This is a genomic window from Rhodococcus sp. NPDC059234, assembly GCF_042754225.1.
GTDB lineage: Bacteria > Actinomycetota > Actinomycetes > Mycobacteriales > Mycobacteriaceae > Rhodococcus_G.
In genome coordinates this window covers 17,561-39,738 of record NZ_JBHZAH010000039.1, presented here as the reverse complement: position 1 = coordinate 39,738, position 22,178 = coordinate 17,561, and the positions used below count along the sequence as shown (strand labels likewise).

Here is a 22,178-nt window from a genome sequence, read left to right as displayed (position 1 = left end):
CTCCCGGAATCGGGAGGGGGACTCTTCCTCTGCTGCGTGTGGTCCGCGGGCGGTCAGCGCTCGGCGAAGTACCGCAGCGCGAGCGGGTACCCGGCCACGCCGAGACCCGCGACGACGGCGGTCGCAATGCCACTCAGGTAGGAGTGGTGCCGAAACTCTTCGCGCGCATGCACATTCGAGATGTGCAGCTCGATCAGCCCGGCGTCGAGCTCCTTGCATGCGTCGCGCAGCGCGATCGAGGTGTGCGTGAGCGCGCCGGCGTTGAGGATCACCGGCTCCTTCGCGTCGGCCGCGGCGTGAATCCAGCCGATCAGCTCGCCCTCGAAGTCGCTCTGCCGCACCTGCACCTCGACGCCCAGGTCGGCCGCGGCCCGCTCGCACAGCGCGACCAGGTCGGCGTAGGTGGTCGTGCCGTACACCTCGGGCTGGCGCTTACCCAGACGGCCGAGATTCGGGCCGTTGATCACCTGGACCTTCACAGCAGCACCGTCCCCCGGTTGTCGTCGTTCTCGCGAGCCACCGCCGAGTAGGCCGCCGCCAGCAGCGTCGGGTCCGGACCCTCCAGCCGCCCCGGCTTGGCCAGCCCGTCGAGCACCACGAACCGCAGCATGCCCGCGCGATTCTTCTTGTCGGTCTGCATGCCCTTGACCAGGTCGGCGAAGGCGTCGGCGTCGTAGCTCGTCGGCAAACCGACGCTGGCGAGGATCGCGCGGTGCCGGTCGGCGGTCGCGTCGTCGAGACGCCCGGCCAGCCGGCCCAGCTCGGCCGCGAACACCAGGCCGACGGACACCGCGGCACCGTGCCGCCAGCGGTACTTCTCCCGGCGCTCGATCGCGTGACCGAGGGTGTGGCCGTAGTTGAGGATCTCGCGCAGGTTCGACTCCTTGAGGTCCGCGGCGACCACCTTCGCCTTGACCTCGACCGAGCGGCGGATCAGTTCCGGCAGCACCTCGCCGGTCGGGTCCAGCGCGGCCTCGGGGTCCCGCTCGATCAGCTCGAGGATCTCCGGGTCGGCGATGAAACCGGTCTTGATCACCTCGGCCATGCCCGCGACGATCTCGTTGCGCGGCACCGTCTCGAGGGTCGCGAGGTCGATGAGCACCGCGGAGGGCTCGTGGAACGAGCCGACCAGGTTCTTGCCCGCGTCGGTGTTGATCCCGGTCTTTCCGCCGACCGCGGCGTCGACCATCGCCAGCAGGGTGGTGGGCACGTGCACGATCCGCACGCCGCGCATCCAGGTCGCGGCCACGAACCCCGCGAGGTCGGTGGCGGCGCCGCCACCGAGGCTCACCACTGCGTCGCTGCGGGTCAGGCCGATCCGGCCGAGCACCTCCCAGCAGAAGCCCGCGACGGCGAGGTCCTTGCCGTCCTCCGCGTCGGGGATCTCGACGCGGTGCGCGTCGATGCCCTTGGCGGCGAGCGCGGCGCGCACGGCCTCGGCGGTCTGCGCGAGCGGCGGCTGGTGGAAGATCGCCACCGTGCGGGTGCCGATCAGCTCGTCGACGAGTTCGCCGAGCAGCCCGCGCCCGATGATCACCGGGTAGGGGCTGGCGGTCTGCACCTCGACGCGTACGGGTTCGGTCACAGTCTGCTTCTTTCCCTCGGACATGGTCGGCCTCGATGTGTTCGAAGCTTGTTTCATTCCAGTTTGGCGACGAGCTGCTGCACCACGCGCGCCGGGCTGCGGCCGTCGGTGCGCACCCGGATTGTGGCGACCTTCCGGTACAGCGGCCGCCTGCGCCGCATCAGCTCGCGGTACTTCTGCCGGGCGTCGCCGCCGGCGAGCAGCGGCCGTGAGACGTTCGCCCCGGTCCGCTTGAGGCCCTCCGCGACGCTGATCTCCAGGTACACCACGGTATGCCCGACCAGCCGCTCCCGCGTCGCCTCGGACAGGATGGACCCGCCGCCGAGCGAGACGATGCCGTCCTGCTCGAGCAGGGCGCGACGCACCACGTCCTCCTCGATCACGCGGAACGCCGGTTCGCCGTCGACGGCGAAGATGTCCGGGATGGTCCGGCCGGTCTCGCGCTCGATCGCCACGTCGGTGTCGAAGACCTCCACGTCCAGCGCCCTGGCGAGCCTGCGCCCGATGGTGGACTTACCCGCGCCGGGCGGCCCGACGAGCACCGCACGGGGCGTCATCGGGACTCACGACCTGTGGTCACCTCGCCAGACGCTCCCGCACTGCCGCCAGGTAACCCTCGACGTTGCGCGCGGTCTCGTCGGCCGAGTCGCCACCGAACTTCTCCAGCGCCGCCTGCGCGACCACGAGCGCGACCATCGACTCGGCGACCACGCCTGCCGCGGGGACCGCGCACACGTCGCTGCGCTGGTGGATGGCCACGGCCTCCTCGCCGGTCGCCATGTCGACCGTCGCCAGCGCCCGCGGGACGGTGGAGATGGGCTTCATCGCCGCCCGCACCCGCAGTGCCTCGCCGTTGGTCATGCCGCCCTCGAGACCGCCCGCGCGGTTGGTCGAACGCAGGATCCCGTCGGGGCCGGGCTTGATCTCGTCGTGCGCGGCGCTGCCGCGGCGGCGGGAGGTCTCGAAGCCGTCGCCGACCTCGACACCCTTGATCGCCTGAATTCCCATGAGGGCGGCGGCGAGTCGCGAGTCCAGCCGGTTGTCACCGCTGATGAACGAGCCGAGGCCGACGGGCAGGCCCTCGACGATGACCTCGACGACGCCGCCCAGGGTGTCGCCGTCGCGCTTGGCCGCCTCGATCTCGGCGATCATCGCGGCCTCCGCCTCGGCGCCGAAGGCCCGCACCGGGCTGGCGTCGATCGTGGCGAGGTCGTCCGAGGTGGGCAGCGGGCTGCCCGGGGCGGACGCCGCGGTGCCGATGGAGATCACGTGCGAGATGACCTCGACGCCGAACACCTGGCGCAGGAAGTTGCGGGCCACGGTACCCGCGGCGACGCGCGCGGCGGTCTCGCGGGCGCTGGCCCGCTCGAGCACCGGACGGGCGTCGTCGAAGCCGTACTTGAGCATGCCCGAGTAGTCGGCGTGCCCCGGCCGCGGACGGGTCAGCGGCGCGTTGCGCGCGAGGTCCTTGAGCAGCGCCTCGTCGACCGGGTCCGCCGACATGACGGTCTCCCACTTCGGCCACTCGGTGTTGCCGACCTCGATGGCGACGGGGCCGCCCATGGTCCGGCCGTGGCGGACACCGCCGAGCACCGTGACCTTGTCGGCCTCGAAGGCCATGCGCGCGCCACGGCCGTAACCGAGGCGGCGGCGGGCCAATTGGGCAGCAATCTCGTCCGAGGTGACCTCGACCCCGGCGACCATCCCGTCGAGGAGGGCGACCAGGGCGGGACCGTGGGATTCTCCGGCAGTTATCCAGCGCAGCACGCCGACCATCCTTTCACGAAAGCCGGACTCGGATGCACACCGGCCGGTCCCCCGCTAGGCTGCCCCGGCCGCGACCAAGGCCAGCAGCGTCGCCACGCACATCGACGGGCCGTGCGGCAGGCCGGAGCCGCCCCTGCCGACGGCGAGTGCGGCCACCCCGACCGCGGCGGTGATCGCGACCGCACCGACCGCCGCGAGCAGCCAGGTGCTGCCGCCCACGGTGCCGGTCGCCGCGCCGAGCCCGACCGCCAGCTTGACGTCGCCCGCGCCCATCGCGGCGGGTGCGAGCAGGTGCACGAGGAGATAGAGGCCGGCCAGCATCGCGGCCCCGGCGAGCGCCGCGACCCCACGCCCGGACAGCGTTGCGGCAACGACGATGACGGCCGCACCGGGCAGGGTCAGGGTGTTCGGCAACCGGCGCACTCCGAGGTCGACGGCGGACAGCACGACGCACCACCACACCAGTAGACAAGCCGCCGCGGTGACCACCGGACCGTCGGCCACGGCCGCCGCGACCGCGAACCCGGCGGCCGTCGCGGCGACGAACCAGCGCGGCGGAGCCGGGAGGAACCTGCGGAGCAACGGCCGCGTCGCCCGTCCGACGAGCCCACCCACGACAGCAGCGAGGACCGTGACCATGCCTCGACACTCTCACCCGGCGGGTACCCGCCGACAGCCCGAGACCGGCCGCCTGTGGATGAATCGTCGTCGGGGTGGACCGTCCTCGATCCGGATCAGCGGTCCGCGTCGGTGAAGCGGATGATTCCGCGAATGTTGCGCCCCTCCAACATGTCCCGGTATCCGTCGTTGATCTGTTCGAGGCTGTACTGCCGGGTGACCATGTCGTCGAGGTTGAGTTTGCCCACCTTGTACATCGACAACAGCTGGGGGATGTCGTAGTGCGGGTTGGAGCCACCGAAGATGGTCCCCTGCAGGTTCTTCTGCAGCAGGGTCAGCATCGACAGGTTCAGCGTCACCTTGGTGTCGAGCAGACTGCCCATCGCGGTGAGCACGACGGTGCCGGCCTTCGCGGTGATCCCCATCCACAGGTCGACGTCCTCGCCGTGCACCTCGCCGACCGTGACGATGGTCTTCTTCGCCATGCCGCCGGCGGTGATCTCCGCGATGGCGCCGCCCGCGTCCTCGACACTCGCGAAGGCGTGGGTAGCCCCGAACTTCAACGCCTGCTCGCGCTTCCACTCGACCGGATCGACCGCGAAGATGTACCGGGCACCGGAGTTGACCGCGCCCTGCAGGGCCGAGATGCCGACTCCGCCGATGCCGACGATCGCCACGTCGTCACCCGGGTGGATCTGCGCGGTGTGCGTGGCCGATCCGTAGCCGGTGGTCACGCCGCAGCCGACGAGGCACGCCACCTCGAACGGGATGGACGGGTCGATCTTCACCACCGAACTCTGGTGCACCACCAGGTACGGCGAGAAGGTGCCGAGCAGCGTCATCGGATAGACGTTCTGGCCGCGGGCCTGCACGCGGAACGTGCCGTCGCTGACCGCGGCACCGCCCAGGAGGTACATCCCGAGGTCGCAGAGGTTGCGCAGGCCGGCCTGACACGACGGGCACTTGCCGCACGACGGGATGAACGACAGCACGACGTGGTCTCCGACGGCGATGTCCTCGACGCCCTCACCGATCTCGGTGACGATGCCGGCGCCCTCGTGACCGCCGAGGACGGGGAAGCCGGCCATCGGGATGCCGCCGGTGACCAGGTGGTGGTCGGAGTGGCACATGCCCGACGCTTCCATCTGGACCTTGACCTCACCCCTGTGGGGATCGCCGATCTCGATCTCTTCGATCGTCCACGGTTGGTTGAACTCCCAGATCAACGCGCCCTTGGTCTTCATGACACCCTGCTCTCGTCCGCGACAGTGAGGCGACCTGCGACCGCGACCCGCGACCGCCGAGGTCTTCTGGTTGCGGCGCCAACACTAGACAGCGAAACGGACGGGTGCCCGGCATTCGGGCGAATGCGCGTCCTGCGTTGCTCTCCGAGGCCGGCAGCTGCCCCGGCTCGTCAGCGCACGTTCAGCGCCGCGGCCATCGCCTCGCGAGGGGCCGGGCGCCCGGTGAACTGCTCGACCTGACCGAACGCCTGGTTGAGCAGCATCCGCAGCCCGTCGACGACGGTCCCGCCCGCGGCCTGGACCGCCGAGGCCAGCGGCGTCGGCCAGGGGTCGTAGATCGCGTCGAACACCACCGGCGCCTGCGCGACCGCGGCCGCGAACGGCGCCACCGCGTCGGCGGGCACGGTGCTCACCGCGACCGCGGCCTCCGCGCACGCCGCCCGCAGCGCGCCCGCGTCGAATCCGAGGTGCCGGGCGGCCAGTCCCATGGTCCCGGCGCAGGCCAGGGTGTCGGCGGCGCGGTCGGCGGACCGGGCGACCACCGTCACCTCGACCACGCCGAGGTCGGCCAGCGCCCGCAGCGCGGGGCGCGAGGTACCTCCGGCGCCGATCAGCACGGCGCTCGAATCGGCCAGGTCCACCACGCCGACTTCGGCCAGCGCCCCGGACACCCCGTCCACGTCGGTGCAGTCGGCCCGCCAGCCGCCCCCCGGACCACTGTCACCGATCCGGACCAGGGTGTTGGCCGACCCGATCTGGACCGCCCGTTCGGTGCGCTCGGTGGCGAACTCGAGCGCGGCCACCTTGCCGGGCATGGTGACCGACAACCCGACCCACTCCGGTCCGAGGCCGGCGACGAGCCCGGGCAACTGCTCGCCGGTGCACTCGATGCGGTCGTAGGTCCAGTCGGTCAGGCCCAGCGCGCGGTACGCGGCCAGGTGCAGCTGCGGCGAGCGGGAATGCTCGATCGGCTTGCCGAGTACCGCCGCCCTGCGCGGTCCCCCGACGCCCGAGGTCTCGACGTCCGGTGTGTCAACGCCCACTGTCGAGGATCCCGCTTCCCTGTGCCTTCTTGATGTTCTGGAGGTGCTCGTCGTAGCTCTTGGTGAACAGGGTGGTGCCCTGCTTGTCGATGGTCACGAAGTACAGCCAGTCGCCGGGCGGCGCGGTCTCGACGGCCTGGACGGCACCGATGCTCGGTGACGAGATCGGGGTGGCCGGCAACCCTTCCTTCGCGTAGGTGTTCCAGGGGGTGACACGGGCACGGTCGGCGTCGGTCGTCGCGACTTCCGTGGTGGAGAGGGCGTAGTTGACGGTCGAGTCGAACTCGAGCTTCTGCGGCACGGCGAGCCGGTTGATGATGACCCGGGCCACCTTGCCGAAGTCGCTCGGCAGGGACTCGCGTTCGACCAGCGACGCGGCGATCAGCACCTGGTACGGGTTCAGCGCCACGCCGGTGCCCGCGGTCCGGATGCCGGTGGCCTCGTACTTGGCGGCGCTCCCGCTGACCAGGGTCCGGAGGATCTCGGTCGGCGTCGACGCCGGGTCGAAGTCCCAGCTTCCCGCGGCGATCAGCCCCTCGAGCTGCCGGTTGCGGTCGGGTACGCCACGCACCTGCGCCGCCGCCCAGTCCGGCACACCGAGCCCGGCGAGGTCGGGGCTGGCGCCCGCGGTCTCCAGGTCGGCGACGCTGATGCACTTCGGCAGGCCGCCGGCGCTCGGCAGGCAACTGGCCTGCGAGATGAGGGTGTAGATGCCGCGCTTGGTCGCGCCGGTGGTCACGTCGCGGGTGTCGTGGAGCTGGCGTCCCTCCGAGATCACCACGGAACCGACGCGGGAGTTCGGATCGACGATCGCGGTCACCGCGCCGGACGCGGGCAGCTTCGACTGGATGTGGTAGTAGCCGGGCTGAACCGAGCTCATCGCGCTGTTGCCGATCGCGGCGTTGTAGAACGCGGCGCTGCTGGCCACCACGCCCTTCTCGGCCATCTGCTCGCCGATCTGGGAGGCGGTGTCGCCGCTCTGCACCACGACGACCACCTCGGGGCCGGCCTCGCCGTCGGCGAAGTCGGCGGGCGCGTCGTTGCCGAGGAACTTCTTCGCGCCGACGTAACCGAAGCCGGCGAGCAACGCCAGCACGATCAGTCCCGCGAGCGCGACGACGAACCGGCCCTTGCCCTTCCCCTTACGCTCGGCTGCCTCGCGCATGCGCCGTTCCTCCGCGCGGCTGAGGTAACGCTGGGGTTCGCGATGCGGTTCGCGCGACCATCCGTCGGTCACAGACCGTCCTCCGTGTGTGAGTGCGGGTCCTGCTGGCTGCGCAGGTACCTGCTCCGCTGGTCCAACCACCCCTGCAGGATCGCGACGGCGGCGGCTTGGTCGATCACCGATCGCTGACCCTTGGCCTTCACCCCGCTCTCCCGCAGCGCCCGTGACGCGGTGACCGTCGTGAAGCGCTCGTCGGTCATGCGAACGGGCACCGGCGCGAGCCGGTCACGGAGCTGCGCGGCGAATCTCGTCGCCAGCCCCGCGGCGGTTCCCCGCTCCCCACGAAGGGTCTGCGGCAGACCGACAATAACCTCCACCGCCTCGTACTCCTCGACTATCGCGGCGAGTCGCGCGAGGTCGGAAATGTCGGCCTTGGACTTCGACCGCGGCACCGTCTCCACCGGGGTGGCGAGGATGCCGTCGGGATCGCTGGCCGCGACGCCGATGCGCACGCTGCCGACGTCGACGGCGATCCGGCGGCCGCGTCCGGGATCGTCGACCCCGGGGCGGTCGGCCGCCGAGCGGTCATCGCCCCGACGGCCGTCCGCCTGATGTCCGGACACAGCCTTGTCCGACTCGCTCACCCGGCGATCTCGGCGACGCGGGCGCGCACCGCCGACAGTGCGGCCGGGATGCCGGCGGCATCCGAGCCCGAACCCTGAGCCATCTCGGGCTTGCCGCCCCCGCGACCGCCGATGCTCGGTCCGAACGCAGCGACCAGGTCGCCGGCCTTCACGCCGAGTTCCTGGGCGGCCTTGTTTGCGCTGACCACGAACGGCACCTTCGCGTCGGCGTTGCCGAGCAGCACGACGACAGCCGGCTCGGTGCCGAAGCGACCCCGGATGTCGGTCGCGAGGGTGCGCAGGTCACCGCCGCCGACACCGTCGGGCGCGGCCTCCGCGACGAGCAGCAGCCCGCCGATGCGTTCGGCCTTGTCCACGAAGGACCCGGCGGCGGCGAGGACGGCCGCGGCCTTGGTCTGCTCGAGTTCCTTCTCCGCCACCTTGAGCCGCTCGACGAGCTGCTCGACGCGGCCGGGCACCTCCTCGGAGGGCACCTTGAGGGCGGTGGCGACGCCGGCGAGCAGTGCCCGCTCCTTCGCGAGGTAGCGGTAGGAGTCGAGTCCGACGAACGCCTCGACGCGACGCGCCCCGGAGCCGACCGACGACTCGCCGAGAATGGTGATCTGACCGATCTGCGCCGACGACTGCACGTGGGTGCCGCCGCAGAGTTCCATCGAGAACGGGCCGCCGATCTCGACGACCCGGACCTCGTCGCCGTAGTTCTCGCCGAACAGCGCCATCGCGCCCATCTGCTTGGCCCTGGTCAGGTCGGTGACGAACGTATTGACGGTGTGGTTGGCGGCGACGGCCTCGTTGGCGACGGCCTCGATGTCGGCGAGCTGATGCGCCGACAGCTGGTTCTGCCACGCGAAGTCGAACCGCAGGTAGCCGGGCTTGTTCAGCGAACCCTTCTGAGTGGTGTTCGGGCCGAGCACCTGCCGCAGCGCCGCGTGCACCATGTGCGTGCCCGAGTGCCCCTGGGTCGCGCCCGCGCGCCAGTTGGCGTCGACCTGCGCGAGGATCGCGTCGCCCTCGGTGAGCTGCCCCTCCTCGACGGTGACCTTGTGCACCCACAGCTTCTTCGCGATCTTCTGCACGTCGCGCACCCGGACCTTCAGGCCCGGACCGGTGATGACGCCGATGTCGGCGATCTGACCGCCGGACTCCGCGTACAGCGGGGTGCGGTCGAGGATCACCTCGACCTCCTGCCCGGCGGTCGCCGCCGGTACCCGGACGCCACCGGAGATCAACGCCAGAACCGTTGCCTCGGTGGTCAGTTCGGCGAATCCGGTGAACTCGGTCTCGCCGCGGTCGACGAACTCCTTGTAGATGCTCAGGTCGGCGTGCGCGTGCTTGCGGGACTGCGCGTCCTCCTTGGCACGCTTGCGCTGCTCGGCCATCAGCGACCGGAAGCCGTCCTCGTCGACGGACAGGCCGGCCTCGGCCGCCATCTCCAGGGTCAGGTCGATCGGGAAGCCGTAGGTGTCGTGCAGGACGAACGCCTCGCTGCCACCGAAGACCTTCTTGCCCGCAGCCTTGACATCGTCGGCTTCGGCCTCGAACATCTTCGATCCGGACGCGAGGGTCCGCAGGAACGCGGTCTCCTCACCGACCGCGACGCCGAGGATCCGGTCGAAGTCGGTGGTGAGGACCGGGTAGGACGGCGACATCGTGTCGCGGACGACTGTGACGAACTCACTCATGCTGGGCTTGTCGGCACCGAGCAGCTTCGCGGAGCGGACGATCCGGCGCAGCAGCCGGCGCAACACGTAGCCGCGGCCCTCGTTGCCGGGGTTCACGCCGTCCGCGATGAGCATCACGGCGGTGCGGGCGTGGTCGGCGATGACCCGGAACCGGACGTCGGACTCGTGGTCGGTGCCGTACGCGCAGCCCGTCAGCTCCTCGGCCTTGGTGATCACCGGGCGCACCAGGTCGGTCTCGTACACGTTGTCGACGTCCTGGAGCAGGAACGCGACGCGCTCGACGCCCATGCCGGTGTCGATGTTCTGCTTCGGCAGCGGGCCGAGGATCTCGAAGCCGTCCTTCCCGGTGCCCTCGCCGCGCTCGTTCTGCATGAACACGAGGTTCCAGATCTCGAGGTAGCGGTCCTCGTCGGCCTCGGGGCCGCCCTCGACGCCGAACTCCGGGCCCCGGTCGTAGTAGATCTCCGAGCACGGACCGCACGGGCCGGGCACACCCATGGACCAGTAGTTGTCGGCCATGCCGCGGCGCTGGATGCGCTCGTCCGGAATGCCGGCCTCTTCCTTCCAGATGTCGCGGGCCTCGTCGTCGTCCAGGTAGACGGTGACCCACAACCGTTCGGGGTCGAAGCCGTAGCCGCCGTCCTCGACACTGTTCGTCAGCAGCGCCCACGCGTGCTTGATTGCACCGCGCTTGAAGTAGTCGCCGAAGCTGAAGTTTCCGGCCATCTGGAAGAAGGTGTTGTGCCGGGTGGTGACGCCGACGTTCTCGATGTCGCCGGTGCGCACGCACTTCTGGACGCTGGTGGCGGTGGAGTAGGCAGGAGTCTGCTGGCCGAGGAAGAACGGCTTGAACTGCACCATGCCCGCGTTGACGAACAGCAGGTTCGGGTCGTCGAAGATGAGGGAGGCGCTGGCCACCTCGGTGTGACCCGCCTTGACGAAGTGGTCGAGGAATCGCCTGCGGATCTCGTGGGTCTGCACCTGGTTGCCCTTCGCGTGTCTACTGAATCTGTCGTCGATGTCGCCGAGTACGGCAAATCGGCCCTTCACAAGCTTAACGTCAGCGTCATTCGAGTTCTCTCGCGCTGCCGCGCACTGTGCGCGGCAGCGCCCCTGTTGGGGTGAAGATCACGCACAGCCGGCGTCAGCCGCGCACGATCCGGCGCAGTTTGCCGACCCGTGCGGCGATCTCGCGTTCGGCCCCGTGACCGGTCGGCTCGTAGTAGTCCACGCCGACCAACTCGTCCGGCGGGTACTGCTGCGCGAGCACGCCGTCCGCGGTGTCGTGCGGGTAGCGGTACCCGACCGCGTTGCCGAGCTTCTCCGCGCCCGCGTAGTGGCCGTCGCGCAGATGCGGCGGCACCAGGCCCGACCTGCCCGCGTTCACGTCGGCCATCGCCGCACCGAGGGCGGCGATCACCGCTCCCGACTTCGGCGCGGTCGCCAGGTGAATGGTGGCCTGAGCCAACGCAAGTCGCGCCTCGGGCATGCCGATCAGCTGGACCGCCTGCGCGGCGGCGGTCGCGGTCTGCAGCGCGGTCGGGTCCGCCATCCCGATGTCCTCGCTGGCGTGCACCACCAGTCGGCGGGCGATGAAACGCGGGTCCTCCCCCGCGACGATCATCCGCGCCAGGTAGTGCAGCGCCGCGTCGACGTCCGATCCCCGGATCGACTTGATGAAGGCGCTGATCACGTCGTAGTGCTGGTCGCCGTCGCGGTCGTAGCGAACGGCGGCCTTGTCGACGCTCGACTCGACGGTCTCGAGATCGATCACCGCCTGCTCGCCCGCGGCGGCGGCGTCGAGCGCGGTGCCCGCGGCGGCCTCGAGCGCGGTCAGTGCCCGGCGCGCGTCGCCGCCCGCCAGCCGCACCAGGTGTGCGGTCGCCTCCTCGGTCAGCCGGACGCCGCCACCGAGCCCGCGCGGGTCGGTGACCGCCCGGTCGAGCAGCTCCCGGATGTCGGCCTCGGTGAGCGGCTGCAGCTGCAGCACCAGCGAGCGCGACAACAGCGGCGAGACCACCGAGAACGACGGGTTCTCGGTGGTCGCGGCGACCAGCAGCACGATCCGGTTCTCCACGGCGGCGAGCAGGGCGTCCTGCTGCGTCTTGGAGAAGCGGTGCACCTCGTCGATGAACAGCACCGTCTGTTCGCCCGCGGTCAGTCGACGGCGGGCGAGGTCGATGACCGCGCGCACGTCCTTCACCCCGGCCGACAGCGCCGACAGCGCCTCGAACCGACGACCGGTGGCGCGGGAGATCAGCGAGGCGAGGGTCGTCTTGCCGGTGCCGGGCGGTCCGTAGAGCATCACCGACGCGGCACCCGATCCCTCGACCAGTCGCCGCAGGGGGGCGCCGGGACCGAGCAGGTGCCCCTGCCCGACCACCTCGCCGAGGGTCGCCGGCCGCATCCGGACCGCGAGCGGTGCGTCCGGGCGCGCCGGCGGCAGTGCCGCGTTCGCCGGCCCCGGCTCGGCGTCGGGCTCCGGCGAGGCGAACAGTCCCGTGTCCGGTTCGTCGGACGCTCCCAGCCAGTCACTCACGGCCTCGACGCTACTAAAACCCACCGACGCCGCCACAATTCCGGTTGCGAACGTCGCCCGGTCAGTCGGCCACCCGGGTCCGCCCGCCGCCGACCGACACGAGACGCTTCTCGTCCTCGGCGGAGAGCCAGAAGAACACCGGCGGCAGCGCGAGCTCGAGCACCGTCAGGACGATCTGGAACCAGTGCGGCACGCCGTACACCGCCAGCGAGATCAGCCGACCCACTCCGCCGAGCATGAAGACGGCGGCGAGCCAGCGCACCACGACGGACGGGATCGGCGACCGGCGGGCGGCCCAGATCCACGCGAGGCCGTAGCCGACGAAGATCGCGCCGAAGAACCGACTCTGACTGTCGGCGGTCACGCCGGACGAGCCCATGTCGGGCACCGAGTCGATGCCGAGGGCCATGTGCAGGAAGCCGATTGCCACGCAGGCGACGCCCATCGCCATGGTGAGGCCCTTGAGCAGTCCGGACATGAGGTTCCTCCCGAGCGCGACGGATCCGACCTTAGTTGACATGCGTCTACTAATACCGACCCTACGACCCTTGGTAGACACGCGTCAACTAAGCTTCCGTGGGTGACCACGCGCCGCCGCCTCGACCCCGACGAACGCCGTCGCCTCCTGCTGGACGCGGGGGCGCGGCTGTTCGCCGAGCGCACCTACGACGAGGTGCTGATGGAGGACGTGGCGGCGGCCGCAGGCGTGTCGCGGGCCCTGCTCTACAGACACTTCGCGACCAAGCGGGACCTGTTCGCCGGCGTCTACCAATTGGCCGCCGACCGACTGCTGGTCGCGACGGAACTCGACCCGGACTCCCCGTTGCCCGACCAGCTCGCGGCGGGGCTCGATGCGCACTTCGACTACTTCGAGGCCAACGCCAACACCGTCGTCACGGCGAATCGCGTGCTCGCGGCCGACCCCACCGTCCAGGCCATCATCACCGGCGAACTCGGCGAGCTGCGGAACCGGCTGCTCGACGCGATGGGCGTCGAGGGTGCCACCCGCGAGACGACCGCCACGGTGCTGATGAGCTGGCTGACCTTCGTTCGCGTCCTCACGATCGACTGGCTCGAGAACCACACGTTGACCCGCACCGAGATGCGCGAGGTCAGCGTCGGCGCACTGCTCGGCGCGCTGGCGCCGATCCTCGGCGACGCGACTGCAGCCCAAGGAGATTGACCGCTCGGACCGGCAGGGGCACCGACAACACCACACCCGGCAACCGGCATCCGAACTTCCGGTGAACTTCCGACGATCCGCCCCGGTGCGGATTGAACATGCGTCCAACTTCCGATCAGATCTACGGGTGTCTGAAACCAGGGTGCCGACCGACGCGGCGACGAAGTCCACCGAATCCAGCGACGGCGCTCCGGTGGTGAGCCGTCGCGGGCTGCTCACGGGAACGGCGGCGTTGGCGGGCGCGGGCCTCGCGGCGGCCACATTCGGCCGCGCCGCGGCCGCGCCGGCGGGTGTCGCGCCCGGCTTCGTGCACGGGATCGCCTCGGGTGACCCGTTGCCCGACCGCGTCGTGATCTGGACCAGGATCACCCCCTCCGCCGCGGCGACTCCGGGTTCCGGTGTGGGCGAGCAGGTTCCGATCCGATGGGAGGTGGCGACGGACCCGGGGTTCGCCTCGGTGGTGCGCAGCGGCACCGTCACCGCGACCTCCGACTCCGACCACACCGTCAAGGTCGACGTCACCGGCCTGCAACCCGCGACGACGTACCACTACCGCTTCACCGCCACCTCCCTCGGCCACGTCTCGCCGATCGGCCGGACCCTCACCGCGCCGGCCACGACCGCCGACCTCGACCGTCTTCGCTTCGGCGTGGTGTCCTGCTCGAACTGGGAGGCCGGCTACTTCGGGGCGTACCGGCACCTGGCGATGCGCGACGACCTGGACGCCGTCATCCACCTCGGCGACTACATCTACGAGTACGGCCAGGGCGAGTACGGCGCCCGCAACGGCTCGGTGCGACTGCACGAGCCCGCCCACGAGATCGTCTCGCTCGCCGACTACCGAATTCGCCACGCGCAGTACAAGACCGACCCGGATCTCGCCGCCCTGCACGCGCGGGTGCCGTTCATCGCGACCTGGGACGACCACGAGTCCGCGGACAACTCGTACCGCTCGGGCGCGGAAAACCACAACCCCGCCACCGAGGGCGACTGGGCCACGCGGAAGGCGAGCTCGGCGCGCGCCTACTTCGAGTGGATGCCGGTGCGGGTTTCGGGTAGCGGCACCGACGCGGCACTGTACCGACGCTTCCGGTTCGGCTCGCTCGCCGAGATCTCGATGCTCGACCTGCGGACCTACCGCGACGAGCAGGCCGCCGCGGGCGCGGGCTGGCGTCAGGTCGACGCACCGGACCGGACCATCACCGGCCGGGCCCAGATGGACTGGCTCACCAACGGAATCGTGTCCTCCCCCACCCGATGGAAGGTGGTCGGGAACCCGGTGATGATCGCGCCGTGCGTGTTCCCGCCGCTCGACGCGCGCAACACGGCGGCGCTGACCGCGACGGTCGGGCTGCCGCAGGCGGGCATCCCGTACAACACCGATCAGTGGGACGGCTACACCGCGGACCGCAAGCGCCTGTTCGACGCGATCACCGGGCACGGCGTGGACAACACGGTGTTCATCACCGGCGACATCCATTCCTCGTGGGCCTGCGACCTGCCGGTGGACGCGGCGAACTACCCGGCCGGACCGACCGTCGGCACCGAGTTCGTCGTGCCGTCGGTGACCTCACCCAACATGGACGAGCAGCTGAAGGTGCCGCCGCGCACCGCCACCGTCGCGATCGAGGAGGCGTTCAAGACGGTCAACCGGCACGTGCGCTACGTCGAACTCGACTCGCACGGCTACGGGGTCTTCGAACTCGCCCCCGCGGGCGCGCAGATGGACTGGTACTTCCTCACCGACCCGACTGATCCCCGCAGCGGCGTGCACCACGCGGCGAGCTTCCGGGTCGCGGATCGGGCGCAGCGCGTCACGGCGGCGGGCCCGCTGGGAGCGTAGACGAGCCGCTACACCCGGCCCCAGCTGCCGAGCAGGCTCGGCGCCGCGCCCTCCCCCTGCCGGTCGCCGGCACGGTAGGCGGGCACCCAGGCCGCACGGTCGCCCAGGTCGGCCCCGAACGCCGCCGTCGATTCGGCGTCCGGGCCGATCGCGACGACGGTGTCCGCACCCGCCTCGGCGATCTCGCGCCGAACCTGGTCGCGAGGCAGCATCCGGGCCATCGGCTCGATCAGCACGATCAGCCGCATTCCGGCGGCGAGGTCTGCGTTGGTCGCGGAGTACATGCCGCCGTCCATGTAGCGCGCGCCGCTGATGCCGACCGGGGGGAAGACCCCAGGCATGGCACGGCTCGCCACCACCGCGGGCAGCAACGGGACGCCGCTGTCTCGGTCGAAGACTCGCCGCTCACCGGTGTCGATGTCGACGGCGGCGACCTTCAGCGCCGTCGCCGGCCAGTCCCGCGCGCCCAGAAGGGCGGCCATCCGGTCGAGGTGGATTCGGTCGTGGGAGGCGTCCATCCCCGCCGCGAGCGCACCGACTCGCAATCGTGCCTCGGCGGGCTCCAGGCTGCCGTCGCGCAGGATGTCGAACACCGCGGACTGCAGCGCGGGGTCGACCGGTGGCAGCTCCGGCTCACCCGGGCTCGGCCGGACCGGCTCGGCGAGCCGCTCGGTACCGCGGCCGGACGCCAGGACCGCACCGACCATCGCGCCTGCCGACGTCCCCACCACGAGGTCGGCGGCGGCGAGATCGACTCCACCTCGCTTCAACCCCGCGACCACGCCCGCCATCCACGCGACGCCCACCGGCCCTCCGGCACCGAACGCCACGGCGCGACCGTGGCCACCCGGTGAGGCGCCGGCCGACGGGCCGGCGATCGTGACCACGGCCTACGGCCAGAGGTTCTCGAGGGCGGCGGCCGTCTCCCTCGCGTGCGCCGCGACGGCGGCCGAGTTCGCCCGCTCGGCGGCCCGCGCCAGCGCCTTCCACCGCCCGGTCAGTGCCTTCGAACGCGGCACGGACAGCTGGTGCTCGCGGACCGCGGCGATCCGCGCGTGGTCCTCGGGCAGGAACCAGTAGGTCGAGAGCCACACCCAGGCCAGCTGGGCCTCGACGAGCCTCGTCGCCAGCATGCCGTCGTCCGCGAGCTGCGGCCACATGCCGACCACCTCGGCCTGCCAGGCCTCCACCATCGCCGCGGAACGCTCGTCGGTGAGTTCGAACTTGCACAGGCAGCCGGGGAACGAGATGAGCGCGTACGCGATGTCCAGCGTCGCGTCGCGGAACCCGCCCCACTCGTAGTCGAGGAACCGCACGCCCTCGTCGTTGACGATGATGTTGTCCGGGCACAGGTCGGACGGACTGAACGCGCGGAAGCGACCGCCGTCGAACAGGCGCACCGTGCGCTCGGCGATCTCGACCACAGCCGGGTCGACTGTGATGCCGAGTTCACGCTCGAGCATCTCGGGCACCTGCGGGATCCGCGACGCGACCTGTTCGGCCACCAGGTTGCCGCGGGTCGCGACCCCGGTTCGCCGGAGCAGGGCGGTGAAGTCCTCCTCGCGCCCGACCGTCGCGGCGTGCATGCGCCCGATCGCCTGGGCCAGCGCCATCAGGGAGTTCGTCACGGCGGCCTCGTCGGGGCGCACCAGCAGGTCCGCGATCGGCATGGCGTCGCCGAGGTCGGTGAGGACCAGCAGTCGTGCGGAGAGGTCGTACGCGATGAGCGCGGGACCGGGGCGGTTCTCGGTCGCCAGTGCGGTCGCGAACTGGTAGGACACCGCCTCACGGAGGAATGCGGCGTCCGCGATCTCTCCGGAGACGAGCCGGCCGTCACCGCCGGCGAAGGTGTCCTCGTGGTAGACCGCGACGCTGCGAGCCTCGGCGGCCTCCGACAGCTCGCGGACTTGTTTGATCACCAACGTCCGGGGCAGTGAGAAGGGATTCTCCGCGCATCGGACCCGGAGGACGACGGTCCGACCGCTCCCCCCGAGATCGACGGGATCGACGAGGGTGACCGGAGCGCCGGTCCGTCGCTCGAGCAGCTGTTCGGCTGCCGCGACCACCTCTGAAACTGGGTCGGCCAATAGTGCGGTCATCGCTCCCCAACCTACCCGCTCACCGAGCGTTTCACGGCACCTCCCGGCGAGCCCGTCGCCCCTCCGAAGCACCATATCCCGAACCGACCTGGCAAAACAGACCACACCGTACGCATTGTCTCGAATGGGTCACGATCGGGCCCGCGCCGCCCCTGCCGGCAGCCCCCGAGACGAGTCCCGGGGGCCGCCGTTCGTCAGGACGCGGAGGCCGCGGCCTCGGCCGTGGTCGAGCCGGCACCGGCACCGTCGCCCTTGGGCTCCGGCTTCGCGTCGATGCCGGACTCCTTGCGCTGCTGCGCGGTGATCGGCGCCGGGGCGTCGGTCAGCGGGTCGATGCCGCCGCCGGACTTCGGGAAGGCGATGACCTCACGGATGGAGTCCATGCCCGCCAGCAGGGCCGTGATCCGGTCCCAGCCGAACGCGATGCCGCCGTGCGGGGGCGCGCCGAACGCGAAGGCGTCGAGCAGGAAGCCGAACTTCTCCTCCGCCTCCTCGTGCGAGATGCCCATCACCTTGAAGACGCGTTCCTGGATGTCCTTGCGGTGGATACGAATCGAGCCGCCGCCGATCTCGTTGCCGTTGCAGACGATGTCGTAGGCGTAGGCCAGCGCGGTGCCCGGCTCGGTGTCGAAGGTGTCGATCGACTCCGGCTTCGGCGAGGTGAACGCGTGGTGCACGGCCGTCCAGGCGCTGTAGCCGAGGGCGACGTCACCGCTGGCGGTCGCGTCGGCGGTCGGCTCGAACATCGGCGCGTCGACCACCCACACGAACGCCCACTCGTTCGGGTCGATGAGGTCCTGCTTGCGGGCGATCTCGCCACGTGCGGCGCCGAGCAGGGCGCGCGAGGTCTTGATCGCTCCCGCGCCGAAGAAGATGCAGTCGCCGGGCTCGGCGCCGACGTGCGCGGCCAGTCCCGCCCGCTCGGTGTCGGTGAGGTTCTTCGCGACCGGACCGGTCAGTGCCCCGTCCTCGCCGACGAGCACGTAGGCCAGACCCGGCGCGCCACGCTGCTTGGCCCACTCCTGCCAGCGGTCGAGCTCGCGCCGGGGCTGGCTCGCGCCACCGGGCATGACGACGGCGCCGACGTACTCGGCCTGGAAGACGCGGAACGTGGTGTCCTTGAAGAACTCCTTGCACTCCACGAGTTCGACGCCGAACCGCAGGTCGGGCTTGTCGGAGCCGTACCGGCGCATCGCCTCGGCGTAGGTCATCCGCTTGATCGGGGTGGTGATCTCGTGCCCGATCAGCTTCCAGACGTTGGTCAGGATCTCCTCGGCGAGGAGGATGACGTCGTCCTGGTTGACGAAGCTCATCTCGATGTCGAGCTGGGTGAACTCGGGCTGACGGTCCGCGCGGAAGTCCTCGTCCCGGTAGCAGCGCGCGATCTGGTAGTACCGCTCGATGCCGCCGACCATCAGCAGCTGCTTGAACAGCTGCGGGCTCTGCGGCAGCGCGTAGAAGCTGCCCGGCTGCAGTCGCGCGGGGACCAGGAAGTCGCGGGCGCCCTCGGGGGTGGACCGGGTCAGCGTCGGGGTCTCGACCTCGACGAACTCGTGGTGCGCGAGCACCTCGCGCGCGGCGGCGTTGACCTTCGAGCGCAGCCGGATCGCGTGGCCGGGGCCCTCGCGGCGCAGGTCGAGGTAGCGGTACTTCAGCCGCGCTTCCTCGCCGGCGTTGTCGTCGAGCTGGAACGGCAGCGGGGCGCTCTCGTTGAGCACCTCGAGCGCGGTGACGTTGACTTCGATCGCACCGGTGGGGATCTCGAAGTTCTGGTTGCCCTCGGGCCGGACCTCGACGGTCCCGACGACCTTGACGCAGTACTCGGCGCGCAGGCGGTGGGCCTGCTCGGCGGCCGCACCCTCGCGGAAGACGACCTGTGCGACACCCGAGGCGTCGCGCAGATCGATGAAGATCACCCCACCGTGATCGCGCCGCCGGGCCACCCATCCGGTGAGGGTGACGGTCTGGTCGGCGTGCTCGGCTCGCAGCGAGCCGGCGAGATGGGTGCGCAGCACGGGTTTCCTTTCAAAGTTCCAGGACTTGTTGTGGCAGTGATCCTACGGAGGTCGGACACGACAAGACACATCGCATTGGACGAATGGTCAGAGCCGTTGTCGTGCAAAGGTGGACATCTACGACAGCGCGACGACCGACGAAACGCCTCGACTACCGACGAAAGTGGTGACGATGACATTCAACGAGGGCGCTCAGATCGATTCGGGACGGGTCTCGGTCGGCGGCAGCGGCGGCGGCGGTGGCGGCCGGGGCGGCAAGTTCGCCCTCGGCGGCGGCATGGGCGGACTGATCGTGCTCGTGCTCGCGCTGCTGATGGGCGGCAATCCGGGATCGGTGCTCGGCGGGCTGTCCGGCGCGATCGACGGCCCGGCCCAGGTCGGCACCGGCGCAGCCAACACCCTGGAGGGATGCAAGACCGGAGCCGACGCGAACCGCGACGTGAACTGCCGGGTCGCGGGCACCGCCGAGAGCCTGGACTCGGTGTGGGCTCAGCAGCTGCAGCGCCAGACCGGCACCAAATACGTCCCGCCGGGCGTGATGCTGTTCTCCGGCGCGGTGAACACCGGCTGCGGCAACGCCACCAGCGACGTGGGGCCCTTCTACTGCCCCGCCGACTCCACCGCGTACTTCGACACCAGCTTCTTCCAGCTGCTGGTCGACCGGTTCGGTTCCAGCGGCGGCCCGCTCGCGCAGGAGTACGTGGTGGCGCACGAGGTGGGTCACCACATCCAGAACCAGCTCGGCGACATCGGCCGCGCCCAGACGGATCCGAGGGGCGCCCAGTCCGCGGCGGTGCGCACCGAGCTGCAGGCCGACTGCTACGCGGGCATCTGGGCCCACTCCGCCGACAGCCAGCCCGGCCCGAACGGCGGGCCGCCGTTCCTGAACAAGCTGACCGACACCGACATCAAGGACGCGCTGTCGGCGGCCTCCTCGGTGGGTGACGACCGGATCCAGCGGGCGTCGAGCGGCCGGGTCAACCCGGAGGGCTGGACGCACGGTTCGTCGGAGCAGCGCATGAAGTGGTTCCTCACCGGTTACCGCACCGGCCGGGTGGCCGACTGCAACACCTACGCGGCCCGGGACCTGAACAACCCGCCCGCGCTCACGTAGCCGGCCGCGGATCCCGCCGCCCACGCACGAAGCGTGGACGGCGGGATTCGGCCGGGACCTCGTCCCTACTTGGCCGCGCCCTTCGTGCGGTCGAGGCCCAGCGCGTCGGTCATGGTGAAGAACAGGTCGGTCTGGTCGGTCAGACCACTGACGTTCGCCGCACGCGGACCGAAGGCCGCGATCTTGAGCTGCGAACCGGTGTGCCCCTCGGACTCGACCGACGGGTCCTCGGAGGTGCCGTAGCTCAGCGTCATCTCGGCGCCGTCCTTGGTGGTGAGCCGCCGGGTCAGTCCGGGGTAGACGATGTCGCGCGCCCGCTCGATCGGCAGGTTCTTGTCGGCGGCGATGGCCGCGATGTCGGCCTCGGTCATGTTGCCGACGATCTGGCTCGAGTGTGCGTGGTCGGCGGTCACGATCACCAGGGTCTGCCCGTCCGCCTTGGCGAACGCGAGCGCCTTCTGCACCGCCTCGTCGAGGTCGACGGTCTCGCCGATCTGGCCGCACGGGTTGGCGGCGTGGTCCTGCTTGTCGATGGACGCGCCCTCGACCTGGAGGAAGAAGCCCTTCTCGTTGGGCGCGAGCAGGTCGATCGCCTTCTGGGTCATCGCCGCCAGGGTGGGCACCTCGGCGGTGCGCTTGGCGTTGTCGACGCAGGTCTCGGCGGGCTGCAGGTAGCCGCCACGGGTGGCGACCGAACCCTGCCAGCGGACCGGCATGTTGCCGTCGGCGAACAGTCCGAGCACCGGGGCGTCCTGGTCGGCCTTCTCGATCTTGTCGAGTTCCATTGCGGTGGAGACCATCTGGTAGCCCCGCACCTTCGCCTGCTCGGCCAGTGTCCGGCCCTGCCACTCCCCCGCCTTCGCGGTCTCGCCGAAGGACTTCGCCCCGCCGCCGAGAGTGACGTCGGCGCGGGTTCCGAGAAGCTGCTCGCTGATCGACCCCCTGCCGCCGTTCTCGAGCGCGTTCTCCGGGCAGGACTTGCTGGTGACCTCGGGCCCGTAGCACTTGCGGCTGCTGACGTGGGAAGCGAGCACCGCCGGTGTCGCGTCCTGGATCTCGGCGGTCGAAACGTTGCCGGTCGCCTTTCCGGCTGCCTTCGCCAGTTCCAGGACGGTGTCCTGGGCGGCACCGGTGATGTCGACGGACACCGCGCCGTTGTACGTCTTCGTGCCCGACGCCCAGGCGGTTCCGCTGGATGCGGAGTCCGCGACGTAGTCCGGCTTGCCGGCCTTCGTCAACGCGTAGTGCGTGTACTGACCGGTGATCGGCAGCGCGTCCAGGCCGGCGAAGCTGCCGCCCGCACCCTCGGCGTAGTCGCGGGCCGCGGTGATCTCGGAGTCACCCATGCCGTCACCGATGAGCAGGATGACGTTCTTCGCGCCGGACGAGTTGATCGCGTCCTTCAGCGCCTGCGACTGCTCGGAGTCGAGGCGGCGGGCGCCCCCGTTGCTCGTCACATCGCCGGCGGCAGCGCGAGTGACCGTGTCGCCGTTGGACTTCGACGAGTCGTCTGATCCACTGCTGCAACCGGCCGCCGCCAGCGCGGTCACCGCGAGCGCGGCCACCAGGAACCGTCGGGAATTGGTCGACGAGGACATCGGATTACGACTCCTTTGATTGGACGAGAGATTGACTCG

Annotated in this window: 19 protein-coding genes; 3 read left to right on the top strand and 16 right to left on the bottom strand. The window is 70.6% G+C overall.

Going from position 1 to position 22,178, the window contains the following annotated elements:
- Window positions 1–53: 53 nt before the first annotated feature.
- From aroQ to ACFXGJ_RS11165, 12 genes are all read right to left on the bottom strand, one after another.
- On the bottom strand, window positions 54–479 hold the full coding sequence (gene aroQ / locus ACFXGJ_RS11220) for a type II 3-dehydroquinate dehydratase (RefSeq protein WP_378619036.1): 426 nt from the start codon (window positions 477–479) through the stop codon (window positions 54–56).
- Window positions 476–1,585 (bottom strand): 3-dehydroquinate synthase, encoded by a 1,110-nt coding sequence (gene aroB / locus ACFXGJ_RS11215; RefSeq protein ID WP_378423774.1) that lies wholly within the window; start codon window positions 1,583–1,585, stop codon window positions 476–478. The genes aroQ and aroB overlap by 4 nt, the downstream gene beginning before the upstream one ends.
- A 53-nt stretch (window positions 1,586–1,638) precedes the next feature.
- Window positions 1,639–2,142, bottom strand: a complete 504-nt coding sequence (locus tag ACFXGJ_RS11210; RefSeq protein ID WP_378619033.1) for a shikimate kinase — start codon at window positions 2,140–2,142, stop codon at window positions 1,639–1,641.
- Between the two features lie 19 nt (window positions 2,143–2,161).
- The gene (gene aroC, locus ACFXGJ_RS11205) at window positions 2,162–3,352 is read right to left on the bottom strand and encodes a chorismate synthase (protein WP_378619031.1); all 1,191 of its coding nucleotides are present in this window, start codon (window positions 3,350–3,352) and stop codon (window positions 2,162–2,164) included.
- Between the two features lie 54 nt (window positions 3,353–3,406).
- Window positions 3,407–3,991, bottom strand: coding sequence for a prepilin peptidase (locus ACFXGJ_RS11200; RefSeq protein WP_378619028.1), 585 nt, complete (start codon window positions 3,989–3,991; stop codon window positions 3,407–3,409).
- Window positions 3,992–4,086: 95 nt separating this feature from the next.
- Window positions 4,087–5,214 (bottom strand): NDMA-dependent alcohol dehydrogenase, encoded by a 1,128-nt coding sequence (locus ACFXGJ_RS11195; protein ID WP_378619025.1) that lies wholly within the window; start codon window positions 5,212–5,214, stop codon window positions 4,087–4,089.
- Between the two features lie 170 nt (window positions 5,215–5,384).
- Window positions 5,385–6,257: a shikimate dehydrogenase gene (locus tag ACFXGJ_RS11190; protein WP_378619022.1), complete on the bottom strand. Its 873-nt coding sequence runs from the start codon at window positions 6,255–6,257 to the stop codon at window positions 5,385–5,387.
- Entirely contained in the window at window positions 6,247–7,605 is a 1,359-nt protein-coding gene (gene mltG, locus ACFXGJ_RS11185; RefSeq protein WP_378619049.1) for an endolytic transglycosylase MltG, read from the bottom strand. The genes ACFXGJ_RS11190 and mltG overlap by 11 nt, the downstream gene beginning before the upstream one ends.
- A complete protein-coding gene (gene ruvX / locus ACFXGJ_RS11180) occupies window positions 7,491–8,045 on the bottom strand; it encodes a Holliday junction resolvase RuvX (RefSeq protein ID WP_378619046.1) in 555 nt (184 codons plus the stop codon). Before ruvX ends, mltG begins: the two co-directional genes overlap by 115 nt.
- A 17-nt stretch (window positions 8,046–8,062) precedes the next feature.
- On the bottom strand, window positions 8,063–10,729 hold the full coding sequence (gene alaS, locus ACFXGJ_RS11175) for an alanine--tRNA ligase (protein WP_378619044.1): 2,667 nt from the start codon (window positions 10,727–10,729) through the stop codon (window positions 8,063–8,065).
- Between the two features lie 163 nt (window positions 10,730–10,892).
- Complete coding sequence (locus ACFXGJ_RS11170; RefSeq protein ID WP_378619020.1) at window positions 10,893–12,287, bottom strand: replication-associated recombination protein A; 1,395 nt, start codon at window positions 12,285–12,287, stop codon at window positions 10,893–10,895.
- A 61-nt stretch (window positions 12,288–12,348) separates the two neighbouring features.
- Window positions 12,349–12,807 (bottom strand): DUF4345 domain-containing protein, encoded by a 459-nt coding sequence (locus tag ACFXGJ_RS11165; RefSeq protein WP_378619018.1) that lies wholly within the window; start codon window positions 12,805–12,807, stop codon window positions 12,349–12,351.
- Window positions 12,808–12,867: 60 nt separating this feature from the next.
- On the opposite strand from ACFXGJ_RS11165, the gene ACFXGJ_RS11160 reads away from it, so the two are divergent.
- The gene (locus tag ACFXGJ_RS11160) at window positions 12,868–13,470 is read left to right on the top strand and encodes a TetR/AcrR family transcriptional regulator (protein ID WP_378619016.1); all 603 of its coding nucleotides are present in this window, start codon (window positions 12,868–12,870) and stop codon (window positions 13,468–13,470) included.
- 193 nt (window positions 13,471–13,663) lie between these two features.
- Window positions 13,664–15,313, top strand: coding sequence for an alkaline phosphatase D family protein (locus tag ACFXGJ_RS11155; RefSeq protein WP_378619041.1), 1,650 nt, complete (start codon window positions 13,664–13,666; stop codon window positions 15,311–15,313).
- Between the two features lie 8 nt (window positions 15,314–15,321).
- On the opposite strand, the gene ACFXGJ_RS11150 is transcribed toward ACFXGJ_RS11155, so the two are convergent.
- From ACFXGJ_RS11150 to aspS, 3 genes are all read right to left on the bottom strand, one after another.
- The gene (locus tag ACFXGJ_RS11150; RefSeq protein WP_378619014.1) at window positions 15,322–16,143 is read right to left on the bottom strand and encodes a patatin-like phospholipase family protein; all 822 of its coding nucleotides are present in this window, start codon (window positions 16,141–16,143) and stop codon (window positions 15,322–15,324) included.
- A gap of 60 nt (window positions 16,144–16,203) precedes the next feature.
- Complete coding sequence (locus ACFXGJ_RS11145) at window positions 16,204–17,412, bottom strand: kinase (protein WP_378619012.1); 1,209 nt, start codon at window positions 17,410–17,412, stop codon at window positions 16,204–16,206.
- 194 nt (window positions 17,413–17,606) lie between these two features.
- Entirely contained in the window at window positions 17,607–19,427 is a 1,821-nt protein-coding gene (gene aspS / locus ACFXGJ_RS11140) for an aspartate--tRNA ligase (protein WP_378619010.1), read from the bottom strand.
- Window positions 19,428–19,599: 172 nt separating this feature from the next.
- Between aspS and ACFXGJ_RS11135 the strand changes: the two genes are divergently transcribed.
- The gene (locus ACFXGJ_RS11135) at window positions 19,600–20,541 is read left to right on the top strand and encodes a neutral zinc metallopeptidase (protein ID WP_378619007.1); all 942 of its coding nucleotides are present in this window, start codon (window positions 19,600–19,602) and stop codon (window positions 20,539–20,541) included.
- A gap of 65 nt (window positions 20,542–20,606) precedes the next feature.
- On the opposite strand, the gene phoA is transcribed toward ACFXGJ_RS11135, so the two are convergent.
- Complete coding sequence (gene phoA / locus ACFXGJ_RS11130) at window positions 20,607–22,139, bottom strand: alkaline phosphatase (protein ID WP_378619005.1); 1,533 nt, start codon at window positions 22,137–22,139, stop codon at window positions 20,607–20,609.
- Between the last annotated feature and the right edge of the window lie 39 nt (window positions 22,140–22,178).